Annotated in this window: 4 protein-coding genes; 1 reads left to right on the top strand and 3 read right to left on the bottom strand. The window is 53.6% G+C overall.

The annotated features are described in order from the left end of the window. The first annotated feature begins 1,466 nt into the window (after positions 1-1,466). Entirely contained in the window at positions 1,467-9,077 is a 7,611-nt protein-coding gene (locus SH573x_RS02425) for an SdrD B-like domain-containing protein (protein ID WP_479352699.1), read from the top strand. A gap of 105 nt (positions 9,078-9,182) precedes the next feature. On the opposite strand, the gene SH573x_RS02420 is transcribed toward SH573x_RS02425, so the two are convergent. The 3 genes from SH573x_RS02420 to SH573x_RS02410 form a co-directional block, all read right to left on the bottom strand. Then, the gene (locus tag SH573x_RS02420; protein WP_479352698.1) at positions 9,183-9,533 is read right to left on the bottom strand and encodes a hypothetical protein; all 351 of its coding nucleotides are present in this window, start codon (positions 9,531-9,533) and stop codon (positions 9,183-9,185) included. Next, positions 9,530-10,990: a Gfo/Idh/MocA family protein gene (locus SH573x_RS02415; protein ID WP_479352697.1), complete on the bottom strand. Its 1,461-nt coding sequence runs from the start codon at positions 10,988-10,990 to the stop codon at positions 9,530-9,532. The genes SH573x_RS02420 and SH573x_RS02415 overlap by 4 nt, the downstream gene beginning before the upstream one ends. A gap of 601 nt (positions 10,991-11,591) precedes the next feature. Further along, positions 11,592-14,660 carry a hypothetical protein gene (locus tag SH573x_RS02410; RefSeq protein ID WP_479352696.1) on the bottom strand — a complete coding sequence of 1,023 codons (3,069 nt, stop codon included), beginning with the start codon at positions 14,658-14,660 and terminating at the stop codon, positions 11,592-11,594. Positions 14,661-14,910: the final 250 nt, after the last annotated feature.

Here is a 14,910-nt window from a genome sequence, read left to right as displayed (position 1 = left end):
CGCAAGATATCCATCCCAGCTGAACCAGCGCCACGGCCATCAGCTGATTGGACAATTAACCCAAGCCAGGTTTAAGAACAGACCGCGATCGGCGGCCCACGGGCCGTGAAGGCAGCCCGCGCTTGCGCAGTCCTGGCCAGGGGAATACACGCCAGATCGTCACACCAGTCGGCGCACAACTCCGCCTCACACCCCAGCGGCGGACAGGGGGCTTGCGCATAGAAAGAGCAGACAGCACAGTCTCCATCGCAGCCAGACTCACGTTGCCAGGCAACAGCTACAACTTGCGCAGTAACCTTATTTGCCAATCCTCCAGCACTGAGCGACTTGCCCTGGCAACAGCTATGGGAAGAGGAACACTTTTGCCGACATTCAGAATGGCCGACAAATGATCGGTCAGAGTCGACGGGCTGCGCGCAGACTGAATGCTCATGCGGGCTGCGCCCACAAAAACTTTCTGCACAATCGTGCCGGTGCCAGTAAGGCCCTAGGCATGCGGGAATGCCGTAACTGGCTAGCAGTACGACACTCATCAACCGTCGAAAAAACATTGGAGAATTCAGCTCCGCACCTGAGACTGTAGAGTGCGGTCCGACCATCCCAAAGTTTACTCAACGTCACACGTTAGTCAACTGCTAAAGTTATGCATCTACTAATTTGCTGTAGGGGACCGACCGCCTCGCCCCAGAGCTTTCAATTGTCGAGAGGCAAACGCCTGCACCCTGACGCATGGGAACGAGTCCACTTCCCCACTCACGCCCGACGTCTGTCCCCACGTTTTTGAGCGCCTGAGCGCGGGGACACACCACTGGTCTTTTTGCTAGCGTCACCCACGTGCGGGGACAGACCCGACGAGACCACTTCCCGACTGGTGAAATACCAGCAGCCGAAACGCTCGATGGATAGCGATTTCTGTAGCATTGACCCCATGTCAATACCAATTTAATAGCAAATACTCACATTTCGGACTTTGACGGTTAGGTAAAAACTTCTAGCATATAGCCCCTCACGGAATATTCCCCTCCGTCGGTTGGTTCGTTTTTGAATTGAGAGATAGAGTACGATGGCCCGAAGTGAACTGAGTATGGTCGCGCAACACCTCTTTGTGTTTGCGTTAGCAAGTTTGGGCGTTGCCGTTGCAACTGCAGTCCACGACTTTTTCAACGAGCTTGTGTCTTCGACGCTACGAAGCTCGATCACATCGCCTGGTCGTTTAGTGCTCATCTGATTCGAGCGACACAGGCAACGCTGATGTCAGTTACGGCTGACATGCATTTAGGCGGCACAATTTAGTCCTCCCTTACCTGTTTATACAGATGGTAAGGGTGTGGACTTTATGCGCTGAGTCGGGCTGACTGCGGCAGCCTGCTCGCCTCCATACACCGCGACCTCAATTCTTATTGGCGCGGTTCTACTGTTTGCATAGCTGAAGTTTTAACACCTTTGATGGAAGCGGATGGCCAACGATGACAACTGTACAACTAACTAAATTCCAAAATGCGCGCCGCAGGTTGATCGCCCAGAAAGTAGGACGCTACGAATCGTTGGAGAAGCGGCAACTCATGGCCAATGACTTCTTGGCCGGTACCGCCTTCATCGATGCCAACAGTAACGGCACGTTGGATTCAGACGAAGGCTATTTGACCGGTGCGACCATCGAGTTGCGTTCGGCCGACGGTAACACCTTGATTGACACCAAGGTCACGGATGCCAACGGGGGCTACATTTTTACCAATGTCAGCCCCGGTGACTACAAACTCGTCAATCGTTCCGCGCCCAGTTTCGTGGGTAGTGACACCCAGTCCCTGTCACAGATTAGCTCCGTCACTGGCTCGACACTGAACTCCATCGCGGTGACATTGCGATCACCATCTCAGCTCGCCGCCAGCATAGACATGGACCGCTTTATTGACGTAATCGGCCAATATGAGAACGTAGAGGTCTCGATCTTTGGCAACACTATCCAGCGTGCTGTTGGTCAACTACCGACCACGATGTATGATGACAACCTCGGCACCAACCCCAGCTCAGAATTCTTGACGCTGAGCGTTGATCTGTTCAATGGCCTGGATGCCGGCGTCAACGGGCCTTACGCTGTCGATGCCAGCGTGGATCCTGCAGGCTCAGGTTTGTCCGATAACCGCCAGCGCATCGCTTATCTCTTTAACCACTATGGCCAGTCGCAGCAAACCGCTGCCAATGCCGTCGGTTTGCAGTTAGCTGTATGGGAACTACTTTATGACACCGACGATGGGTTCCCAGACGACGATTTGACCACCGGCAACTTCAGTGTCAACACCGCCACTGTTTCGTGGGATGCTCTGCAATCAGCCCAGTGGTATCTGACTGACTCTGTCGGCAAGTCAGAAACGGCCGTTTTTTTGAATGTTGATAGCGAACCAACTTCGCCCACTATCAACCAATCTCAAAGCCTTATCGTTGGCGGCAGCTATAACTTCGCCAATGTGGCTGCAGCCAAAATCGGTGACCTGGTGTGGCACGACAAAAACGTCAATGGCAGGCAAGAAGCGTCCGAACCACGCATCTCAGGTGCGACGGTCAACTTGTACCAAAACGACGTTCTCATCGCCACCACGACCACTAACTCCAGCGGTTTCTATCAGTTTGATCAACTGCTAGCTGGAACCTACAAGGTCGAGTTCGAACTACCCACTGGCTTTACACAGGCCAGTCCCTCGGACATCGCTCCCGATGATGTCGATAGCGACGGACCGGTAACCGGTCCAATTGTTTTGACCACTGGACAAGTCAACAACACCATCGATCAAGGCTTTTACAACCTCGCCAAGTTGGGAGATTTCGTCTGGCACGATAGAAACGGTAATGGTTTCCAGGGCTCTGGAGAAGAAGGTATACCCAATGCGCGCGTCAACCTGTTTCGAAACAATGCATTCGTCGACTCAACACTGACTAACAATGATGGACAATACTTCTTCAATGATCTTCAACCAGGCATTTATAGAGTCGAGTTCATCAAACCGACTGGCTATCTCTATATAAGTCCCAAAGGTCAAGAGTCAGGCGCTTTGGACAGCGATGGCCCAATCGTTCAGAACATCAATCTGGAATCAGGCGAACTCGAAGACAAGATCGATCAAGGCTATTACGGAACTTCGACTCTAGGCAATCTCGTCTGGCATGACGAAGATGCCGATGGCCTTGTGGACATTGACGAAGAGGGTATCGACGGTGTGATCGTTAAACTGCTGCAAGGCACAAACGTCTTGGAAACGACGCAGACTTCCAACGGAGGATCCTACTCCTTCAATGTGGCGCCCGGTACGTACGCAGTTCAGTTCACGCAGCCAACAGATTATACCGAAATCAGTCCCACGGCTACCATCAGCAACGCTCCCGGCAGCGACGGTCTGACCACCATCGAGGTAACAGTCGGTACTGACGATATCGTCAATACGCTGGATATCGGCTTCTACAACCTGGTCACCATTGGCGACACTGTCTGGCACGACGAAAATGCCGATGGCGTTCAGAATGGCACCGAAGATGGTATAGCGGGTGCCACCGTCAGCTTGATGCAAGGTTCGATCGTTGTCGATACAACGGAAACGGACGCAGATGGTCTGTATGCCTTTAGCGTGGTCCCAGGCACTTACTCAGTGATGTTCACTCTGCCGACTGGCTTCACTGAAATCAGCCCACCAGGATCAACGGTCGACGATCTGACCACGGCACCAGTAACCTTGCTCTCCGGTGAAGCCGACAACACGCTTGATCAAGGCTTCTACAACCTGGCCATCATTGGTGACTACGTCTGGGAAGACGATAATGCTGATGGTATCCAGAATAGCACCGAAGACGGCATTGCAGGTGTGACCGTCAACTTGATGCAAGGTTCGATCGTTGTCGATACAACGGAAACGGACGCAGATGGTCTGTATGCCTTTAGCGTAGTCCCAGGCACTTACTCAGTGATGTTCACTCTGCCGACGGGCTTCACTGAAATCAGCCCACCAGGATCAACGGTCGACGATCTGACCACGGCACCAGTAACCTTGCTCTCCGGTCAAGCAGACAACACGCTCGATCAAGGCTTTTACAACCTGGCCATTATCGGCGACACCGTCTGGCATGATGAAAATGCCGATGGCGTTCAGAATGGTACCGAAGAAGGTATCGAAGGTGTAACCGTCAACTTGATGCAAGGCTCGACCGTTGTCGATACAACGGAAACGGACGCGGATGGTCTGTATGCCTTTAGCGTGGTTCCAGGCACTTACTCGGTGATGTTCACTCTGCCGACGGGCTTCACCGAAATTAGTCCTCCTGGATCCACGATCGATGATTTAACTACTGCACCAGTGACCTTGTTCTCAGGTCAAGTAGACAACACACTTGATCAAGCCTTCTACAATCCGGTTACCATTGCCAGCTACGTTTGGCATGACAAGAATGCCGATGGCATCCGCGGTAGCAGCGAAGAAGGCATCGACGGTGCGACCGTCAGCTTGATGCAAGGCTCGATCGTCATTCAGACTACGTTCACCGCCAGTGGGGGCGTGTATGCGTTCACAGTGGACCCCGGCATCTACCAGGTTAAATTCTCTCTGCCCGATGGCTACACCGAGATTAGTCCACCGGGGTCCACTGTCGACGATCTAATTACTGAATCCGTCACCTTGCTGTCAGGACAAACCAACGACACGCTCTTCAAGGGCTTCTACAACCTGGTCAACATTGGCGATACCGTGTGGCACGATGAAAATGCCGATGGCGTTCAGAATGGCACCGAAGATGGCATCGCGGGTGTCACCGTCAACTTGATGCAAGGCTCGATCGTTGTCGATACCACGGAAACGGATGCTGATGGTCTGTATGCCTTTAGCGTGGTCCCAGGCACTTACTCAGTAATGTTCACTCTGCCGACTGGCTTCACTGAAATCAGCCCACCGGGATCAACGGTCGCCGATCTGACCACGGCACCAGTAACCTTGCTCTCCGGTGAAGCCGACAACACGCTCGATCAAGGCTTCTACAACTTGGCCACCATCGGCGACTACGTCTGGGAAGACGATAATGCCGATGGGATTCAGAATAGTACCGAAGACGGCATCGCAGGTGTCACTGTGCAATTGCTGCAAGGGACAAATGTGATCGAGACAAAACAAACAGATAGCCAAGGACGGTACTCCTTTAAAGTTATTCCAGGCACTTACTCCGTTGTATTCACTCAGGCCACAGGCTTCACTCAAATCAGTCCGATCGATGTCGCTACGACTAGCGATGAATTGGACAGCGATGGGCTGACTCCTGCCGCGATTACTGTTTCATCGGGTCAAACGAACAACTCCCTTGATTTAGGCGTTTACAAACTGGCGACAATCGGTGATTACGTCTGGAGCGATCTTGATGCCGATGGTATTCAGGACAGCAACGAGACCGGCATCGATGGAGTAACTGTCAGCTTGCTGCAAGGCACCACGGTGCTGCAAACAACGCAAACGGCTAGTGGCGGCGCGTATGCCTTCAGCGTAACGCCTGGCACCTACACAGTTGCCTTTACCAAGCCTGGCGATTACAGCAGCGTCAGTCCAACCGATGCCACTGGCGATGAGTTGGATAGCGATGGCCTGACGACTGCTGCAGTGACGGTCGTATCTGGTCAGACTAACAATTCCCTGGATCTTGGCCTCTACAATCTGGCCACGGTCGGTAACTACGTGTGGAATGATGCGAATGCCGATGGCATTCTCGATGGCGACGAAGTTGGCATCAATGGTGTAGTCGTCACCTTGCTGCAGGGCACGACTGAAGTAGCCACCACAACCACAACCGGTGGCGGCCTCTATTCGTTTATCGTTGTTCCTGGAACTTACACGGTCAGGTTCACTCAACCCGCCGATTTCAACAGCGTCAGTCCCGCCAACGCTACCGGCGATGAAGCGGATAGCGATGGCCCCATCACCCCGACGTTCACCGTGTTGTCAGGCGAAATCAATAACACTATCGACCAGGGCTTTTACAATATCGCTGTACCTGCTTGCGTCGTGATCGATCTGCAGGGCAACACTTCGACATCGGGCTCCCACGGAAACGTGCGCACCTTCAGTGCGGGTGGAGTCTCGGTGAAAGCCAGCGCCTTCAGCCGTACTAGTAGCGGCAGTTGGTCAGCGGCTTATTTGGGGGCCTATAGTGGCGGCCTCGGGGTCACCGATTCCTCGGAGAGTGGCGATAGCACTACGCACACCATCGACAATACCGGCCGTGTGAACTACGTGCTATTCGAGTTCTCTGAGCAAGTTGTCGTGGATGCTGCTTATTTAGGTTACGTAGTCACCGACAGCGATATGACGGTATGGATCGGTAGTGCCACCAACGCCTTCAACAACCATCAGTCGCTCTCGGATGCATTTTTGAATGGCCTGGGCTTCACCGAAATCAATACGACCACTTCAACCAAAGCTCGTACGGCGGACATCAATGCGGGGAACGTGCGCGGCAACATTCTGGTGATTGCCGCTCAAGCGGACGATACAACTCCGGAAGATTACTTCAAGATCACAAATTTGACTGTCTGCGTTTCCACAGACGTGGCCAGCGCCTCGATTGGCGACTCGGTTTGGCACGATATCAATGGCAATGGCATACAAGACGGTGGTGACGCTGGAATCTCCGGTGCTACGGTGACACTGGTTGGTGGTGGCCCAGACGGAATCATCAATGGAGTTGGCGATACGTCGACCACGACGACCACCGACACCTCAGGCAATTATAGCTTTGCGAACTTGACACCTGGAACTCAGTACCAAGTAACCTTTAGCGTACCCTCAGGCTACGATGCGGCTACTGTTCGCAAAGCCGGAACTAACGGAGCTTTGGACAGCGATGGCTTGACCTCCGACATTATTGTTCTATCAGCTGGTGAAAATAATAGTTCGATCGATGCAGGCTTTTACAAGTATGTGAAAGTCGGTAACTACGTGTGGAACGATTTGGATAAGGACGGCCTGCAAGAGTACGGCGAAGTAGGCATTGGCGGTGTGCAGCTTACGCTGACAGGTACATCCGGCAGTGGTGCCACAGTAACCCAGTCGACGACCACGGCTGCCAATGGCTCCTACCAGTTCATCAATCTAGCCCCTGGCACCTATACAGTGTCTATCGCTGCCAGCAACTTCACGACCGGCGGAGCCTTGGCAGCGTTTACTGCTAGCCCGACGCTTGTTGGTGGTGATCGCGGACTGGACAGCAACGTTCAACCGGCGGCTACCTCTCCAGCGACACTCGCATCCGGGGGCAGCGACTTATCAATGGATTTCGGCTACTACACCAGCACCGTTTTGGCTTGTGTAACCCTGAAGATGGAAGGCAATACTTCGACCAGTGGCACAGCGGGGAATATCCGCACGTTCACTTCGGGCGGTATTTCCGTGAAGGCCAGTGCTTTTGCTCAGGACTCATGGGGCGCTTGGTCATTGGCCTACTTAGGCAGCTACCAAGGTGGCCTGGGAGTAACCGATAACAGTGAAGGTAATGGAGGCAATAACACGCACATGACCGACAATGTCGGCCGCCGCAACTATATCCTCTTTGAGTTTTCGCAAGTTGTGACCATCGATTCAGCGTTCCTGGGATATGTGTATAGCGATAGTGATTTGACCGCATGGATCGGTACTGCGACCGATCCGTTCATCAACCATCGCAACCTGAGCGACTCGTATCTCTCGGGTCTTGGTTACTCAGAAAACAACGATACTTCACTAACCACTACGCGCACCGCGGACCTCAATGCCGGCAATCGTTCGGGCAACGTCTTGGTCATCGCGGCCTCGAAGACTGGAACGCAAAACGATTGGTTCAAATTGGCGGAATTGAAACTATGCGCAACCGTACCGTCCAGTGCCGCTCCCACTAAGTTCTTTGTGGTAGACGACAACTCGGACAAGACATTCAAGTACACCAGTACAGTTCAGTACACCAGCAACCACTCCGTGGTGCCAACCAGTCCCACAGGCATCGCAGCCAATCCAGCCGGCACTCATACCTGGGTATCCGATTCCAATGGAAAGATCTACAAGTCCGACACCAACGGCACGGTCAGCTCCAGCTGGAGCACTGGTATCACGAGTACTCAGGGTGTCTCTACCAACGGTACATCCATTTGGACGGTCAGCAATAGTACGGATCGCGTCTATTTCTATTCGGGCGCTGCCAACTTCGTGCCTAGTTCCAGCAAACCCAACCCCACGTTGACCTCGAGCTTCAGGCTTCACACTTCAAATACCAATCCCAAAGACTTGGCAACCGATGGAGCGTATGTGTGGGTGGTGGACGATGGTTCGGTAAACCTGGTCTACAAATACACGACCTCTGGAACTTACCTCGGTCGCTGGCAATTGGACTCGGCCAACACCAGGCCGACTGGTATCACAATTGATCCCTCCGGCGGCAGCACCATCTGGATCGTTGATTCAGGCACTGACAAGATCTATGAATACAATGGCGCCACAGGTTGTCGCTCCGGCGGCTTGATCGCATCCAAGACTTACGCCTTGAATACGAGTCTAGGCAATTCCAACCCACAAGGTATTGCCGACCCACCGGGAGAAGATGTGGATGGCGACGGAAACTCAGAAGCGCTGGCCGCCTCGCTCTTGGTGGATGGCAGCTTTGTCAACCCCGACGTCAATCCCTATTTCAACATATTGAGTCCTACAGACGTCAATGATGATGGACTGACAACAGCCATCGATGCGCTGATGATCATCAATCGATTGAATTCGGGAGCCGCGGGCCAACTATCGATCGACGCCGTCTCGATGGGCGAGCAGCTTGATTTTGCCGACGTCAACAACGACGGCTCCGCATCACCGCTGGATGCACTGTTGGTGATCAATCAAATCAACCAGGGCTCGCCAGAGATCATTGAGCAACCTGAAGATGAGCAGCCATTGGACGAATCGGAAAACCCGAACGATGCGACGGATGCCGCCGATGCCATCTTCGGTGATATGGGTTCCCAGGCCGAAGGCGAGATGTCCGCAGCCGCGTACCTATTCGACGCCGACGTCACCGAACTTCGCCGACGAAGAGCGTAATTGTCGCCCGCATTTGAGCGACGCAGGCGGAGCCTGCGAGGCAGTGGGTTACCAGGCAGAGCCTGGTAACCAGGCCGAAAGATACTTCTGTGCCGCGCAATGCGCTTAGAAGAAGTTCAGCTCAGCGAACATCCATAGTTCTGCCAAGTCGTCTTCGGTGGGATTCGACTTGGCAACAGCCGAACGCAGAAAGCGATAGTCTGCTTCGCTGATGCGGTTGAAGACCAAACGTGTGGTTGTTCGACGCGCAACAACGCGTTCTGGAGCTGGCTCGAAGACGATCGCGCCGGCTGGAACTTCGACCCACGCGTTGGTGGGCATGGCTTTTAGATCTTTGACCAGTGAACCATATTCACTGCGAATGAAAGCGTCTTCGTTGCCAGGCTGCGACAGCGACACCAGCTTCAGTTTTTCACCCCATTGAACATCAATGAAATTGCTTTGGGCTGCTCTCAACCCTTAAACGGCAATTCCCAACCTTGGCGATATTGGCCGCGGATCAGCTCATCGGCTTGGGGCAAGCCGACGGCTTTCAGGTTAACGCCATCCCAAGTTATCTCCTGGCCAAGACGCACCGCCAGGTTGCCAAGCAAGACGACTTCGGTAAAAGGACCTGCATAGTCAAAGTTAGACAGCGCAGGTGTTTGACCACGAATCGCAGCCAACCATTCTTCATCTTCATTGGCGACGCGTGGGATCGAATTGGGAACATTCGCGAATTCTTCCGCCCGCGCAGAGGGCGTGACGATCCAATTGTTCGATCCACGATTAAACAACATCAAGCCTTCATCACCCACCAGTATCAGGTCCCAGCGGCCCGGCGAATCGATACTTTCGCTTGGTCGATTGCCAGCGAGTTTCTGAGCGGGCTCTTTCGCAGCTGCGGCTGCAGCTTCTTTAGTAGCTCGGGCTAACAAATCATACGGAGCATTCGGCTTACCATCGCGCAGGCCATCGTACCAGGTGAATTTTACTGCGGGTTGATCGACCAGAGCTGTTGGTCCCACTGCAGCGCCGCTGATGCCACCGCCCACGCTTTTTCGGGCTGGGAATTGATACACAATCGTCGACCAGGCGGGGCCGGTCTCTGCGGTAGCATCTCCAGAATGGGCGCTGACGGTTTCAGGTGAGCCCAAGTCCAAAGCCCAGTATGGCATGTCCATAATGTGACAAGCCATATCGCCCAGTGCCCCAGTACCAAAGTCCCACCACCCGCGCCACTTGAACGGTACATAACATGCGTTGTAATCGCGCGGCTGTGCAGGTCCTAGCCACAAATCCCAATCGAGATCGACAGGCTTGGATTGCCCAGCCAATTTACTGCGTTCGCTTAGAGCCGCATCGGCTTGCGGCCAGATGGGACGATTGGTCCAGCAATGAACTTCGCGCACTGCTCCAATGATGCCGGCCCGCACAAGTTCTACTGCGCGACGAATTGGTTCACCAGCGTGAGCTTGATTGCCCATCTGGGTCGCTAGCTTGTAGTGCCTGGCTGCCAGTGTCATCATGCGGGCTTCGTAGATGGTGTGCGTCAGGGGCTTTTGACAGTAAACATGTTTGCCGCGCACCATCGCGGCCAGAGAAGCCACTGCATGCGTGTGATCAGGCGTGCTGACCGTCACCCCATCGATGCCTTTCTCTTTGTCGAGCATGACACGAAAGTCTGTATAGACTTTGGCATTGGGATACTTCTTAAACGTGCCGCTGGCATTGGTGCCATCCACATCACACAGCGCAACGAAAGTAGCGCCAGCTTCCGTCAAGTCCGTGACTTCGCCAGCCCCTTTGCCACCCACGCCAATGCCCGCCAGGTTGATCCGCTCATTGGCACCCCACGCTCGCGCTGGGATGATCGTAAACACTCCACCCCAGGTAGCGGCTTTGAGTACTTGCCGACGACTAAGCGCCTTCATGATGGATCTCCGATGGTTTGGCAGATGGTCTGGTCTACGGGTTTACGACGAGCAAGTTAATTGTAATGCGTAGATCAGAAGACCACTCGATATTTGCCAAAATCTCAACGTATCCTTCGTATGGCACCACGTTGTGAATAGTCATACGCGCTGAGCCCAGAAAGGGCTGATTCGAGGCGTTAACTTCTGTAATCGAGGCAAACACTTTGGAGCTAGGTTTGATATGCGGCCGTGTGATTCGTGGACCGATACTGCCGCGTGCTGAGAACTGTACGTCATAAGAATAGATGTTCATGGTTCTGGTATCCCAAAATGAAATCTCTTTGCTCAAATCTAAGCACGTCGACATGTCCAATTCGGGATTAGGGCACTCTTCGTATCGGGACGACTTAAGCCTGAGATGTGCGCGCAATGTGGACATGCGAAAGCCGCAAGACTTAAAAGTGAAACATGCCCTTGGCGGTGCGCACATTGATCCATTGATCATGCAAGGCGGCTGACAAGAGCCGCCTCGAAAGCGGAAATTTCCCTGAACAAAGATTGAGTTGGTCCGGACCGAAGGCTTGGCACACGAAACCCATTGGCCCCACAGTCCAAGCTATCAAGCTCGGCCAACTCGGCGTCTAGCCGTGGCTTCCGCAAGAATATCGGTCAGCGGTGCGCCGCCCCCAAACACATTGGTGATGGCCACTTGCGCAGTACCCACGGAGAAAGCTGTGGTGCCTCCAGTTATTGTTGCGTCGCCGTATTCCGACTGCTCCGCAGTTGATGCTTGCCCGGTCGTTTGATCCCAAGCTCTAAAGCTAAGAGTCGGTGTTTCGGCGCTGAGCAGATTTAGCCAACAACGCAGCTGAGTAGTCGGGCTGAGCAACAGAGCAGATGAGTTGCTGACGGTCGACAGTGTGACCCAAACTGTACCATCTACTGAATACTGCCAAGTACCAGCTCGCCCCAGCTCCAGCACGGCAATACCGCCGACAGCGGCGTTATCTACATCGTTCCAGTTACTGGAACTCAGCAGCGAACTGACCAGAACCGGCGGAGAAACGAAATCCTGGCCAGTCACCGGCACATTGACCACGGCCCCATCCGTGATTAACGGTGCATCGTTCACACTGTTGACGGTGATGGAAACTGTACCAACGTTAACTGAAAAATTGCTACGGCCACCGACAAAGGTTGCGTTGCGGTACAGCGGTTGTGCCTCTCCCGATACCAGACCGCTATCCCATGCTCGAAATCGCAGTGTGGCTACTTCTCCATTCACTCCGTTGGGTATGTATCGCAACCTGGTAGTCTGACCCAAAATCAACGCCTGCGTATCAGCCACTGGACCGATAGGAGTCCAAATCGATCCAAAATTCGAGTACTGCCATTGTCCGGTGCCGGTGGCACCGATGATAGCCATCCCCGGGACCGCGTTGGCGTCTACATCTTGCCAACCGCTCGTGTTCAAGATCGTACTGACCAAGATCGATTCAGAAACGGTGTTTTCGTTGGTAGGCTGCATAACGACTACAGCATTTTCGACTATGGTCGGCGCATCATTAAACCATCGTACGCTCAAGGACGCGATGGCCGTGGCCACTGAGTAAGCACTTGTGCCGCCGGTAGTATTGGCATTGCCATAGGCACGTGCCGTATTGGTTGAGGCAATGCCGGAGGTTTGATCCCAAGCACGAAAATTCAGGTAGGCAGTCACCGCATCCATGCGATCAGGATCAAAGCGCACTTGAGTACCAGCGTTCAATAACAGCGCGGAAGCCAGCGAAACTTGACCGACATTCACCCACGTTGTGCCATCGGTTGAATACTGCCAGTTGCCACGTCCGGTCGCTGACATGATCGCGATTCCTTTCTGTGCTCCAATATCAACATCACTCCAGGACACTGAGTTTAAAAGGGCCTCGACTTGAGTTGGACTAGAGGTCGTATCTTCGTCGGTGGGGGCTAACTCTACTACTGTGCTTACAATCGTCGGTGCATCGTTGAAACTAACTACTTGCACGGTAGCCTGAGCGTTGCTCAATGAAAACGCGCTGGTTCCACCGCTGGGCGTTATCCGCCCGAAAGATGGCACCGCGTTGGTCGAGGCGATACCGCTGCTCTGGTCCCAGGCTTTGAAGCTGATTCTCGCGGTTTCACCGTTCTTCAAGTCCGGTGAATATCGCAAGCGACTCGAGCCGGAAAGCAGCAAAGCAGACGAACTGCTGACGGTTCCGATGTTCACCCAAGTCACGCCATCGGTTGAATACTGCCAAGAACCAAAGCCCGATTTTGAGCCTATGGCAATGCCCTTTAGAGCTCCGATGTCGACATCATTCCACCCACTCGCACTCAAGAGCGAATCGACCGTCTTATCCGCAGAGATCCTATTCTCGTTGGTTGCAATGAACCTGGTGACTGTACCGTTTGTCATCGTCGGGGCATCGTTGACGCTGGTGACGTTCAGCAGCGCGCGAGATGTGCTGACGGAATAAGCTGTGACTCCACCGTTGACTGTAGCATTACCGTAAGAAGCAGCCGTACCTGTGGATGGCGAGCCACTGGTTTGATCCCAGGCTTTGAAACTGAATGAAGCTGTCTCGCCGTTCAGCAGGTTTGGCAGGTAGCGCAGACGACTGGACGCGCTCAGCAACAGAGATGAGGTATCACTGACTGCAGCGATGTTATTCCAGACCACGCCATCGGTCGAGTATTGCCATCTGCCATTACCTGTCATCGACACAATGGCCGCGCCTCGAGCCGCTCCAATATCAACATCATGGACCAGGCTGGAAATTAAAAACGAGTTCACGCTGATCGCTGCTGAAATGGTATTTTCATTGATCGTCGGCAACCAGACCTGTAAGTTGTTAGCGATCGTCGGTGCATCGTTGACGCTGGTTACAGTCAGTCGAGCACTGGCCGAACCCGCTGAATAAGCAGTCGAGCCCCCGTTAATCGATGCATCTCCGAAACTCGGAGCTCCGGCCCGTGAATTGGGGGTGGCATTGGACGGAATGCCACTCGTCAAATCCCATGCGCGGTAGGTGAAACTTACTTGTTCACCATTAGCACCATCCGGTACATAACACAGCCACTGTGGAAAGACGTAGCCTGCGCTATCTTGAAAATTGGTAGCCAGAAGCAACGCGCTGGTTTCGGAAACTACAGGGACTCGTACCCAAGCGCCATCCAGTTCCGTTGCATATGCCAGGTAACCGCGACCGGTGAAGCCCGTGATGGCAATGCCCCAACCAAACAAGGTATCAGTGTTATCAACATCCGCATAACCTGCGTTCCGCAGCAATGTCGATACAGTGAACACGCCACGCCAGGCGGGACCTGGGTAGTTTTGATCCTCTGTCAGCGTAGGCAAATTGACAACCGCGCCATTGGTGATAATCGGCGCTTGATTGGGCCCTTCCCCTTCGCCAAACAATTGTCCCACCACTTCGTCCGATTCTCGCGTACCGGCCGATCCAGGTAATTGCTTTGTCAGAATCGCAGGTGATGACTCATGGGGTAAGGATGAATTGAGCGCGTCGTCTTGCACTGCCAGTGCGTTGCCCATGGCTAGTGTCAAGTCGGCCGCTAGTAACTGTCTGGATTCAAACTGCTCCAACAACAAGCGGCGAGTAGACCAGCGGCGCGTAGCCATAGAGTTCGGGCGCGGAAGAAAATGCATGAGGGGCTCCAACAACTTCGTCGTTTGCTCGGGAAAGCATTTATTGTCAGTAGACATCTACGGACAAAAATCAAACGCCAGCCGAAACCACAGTCGCCTGCCACCCGTCCAACTCCGGTTTTCGACCCAGCCTACCTGCGTACAAGCAGGGATTGGAGCATTTCCTCATACCGAAATCAAGCTTTGCCCTAGTCAGAGCTTTTGTCGGTTGGACAAATTCTGGTAATTCGTTTTCCGCTTTGCACTACTT

The organism is Rania fehmarnensis (genome assembly GCF_056494185.1).
This window is presented reverse-complemented; position numbering and strand designations above follow the sequence as displayed.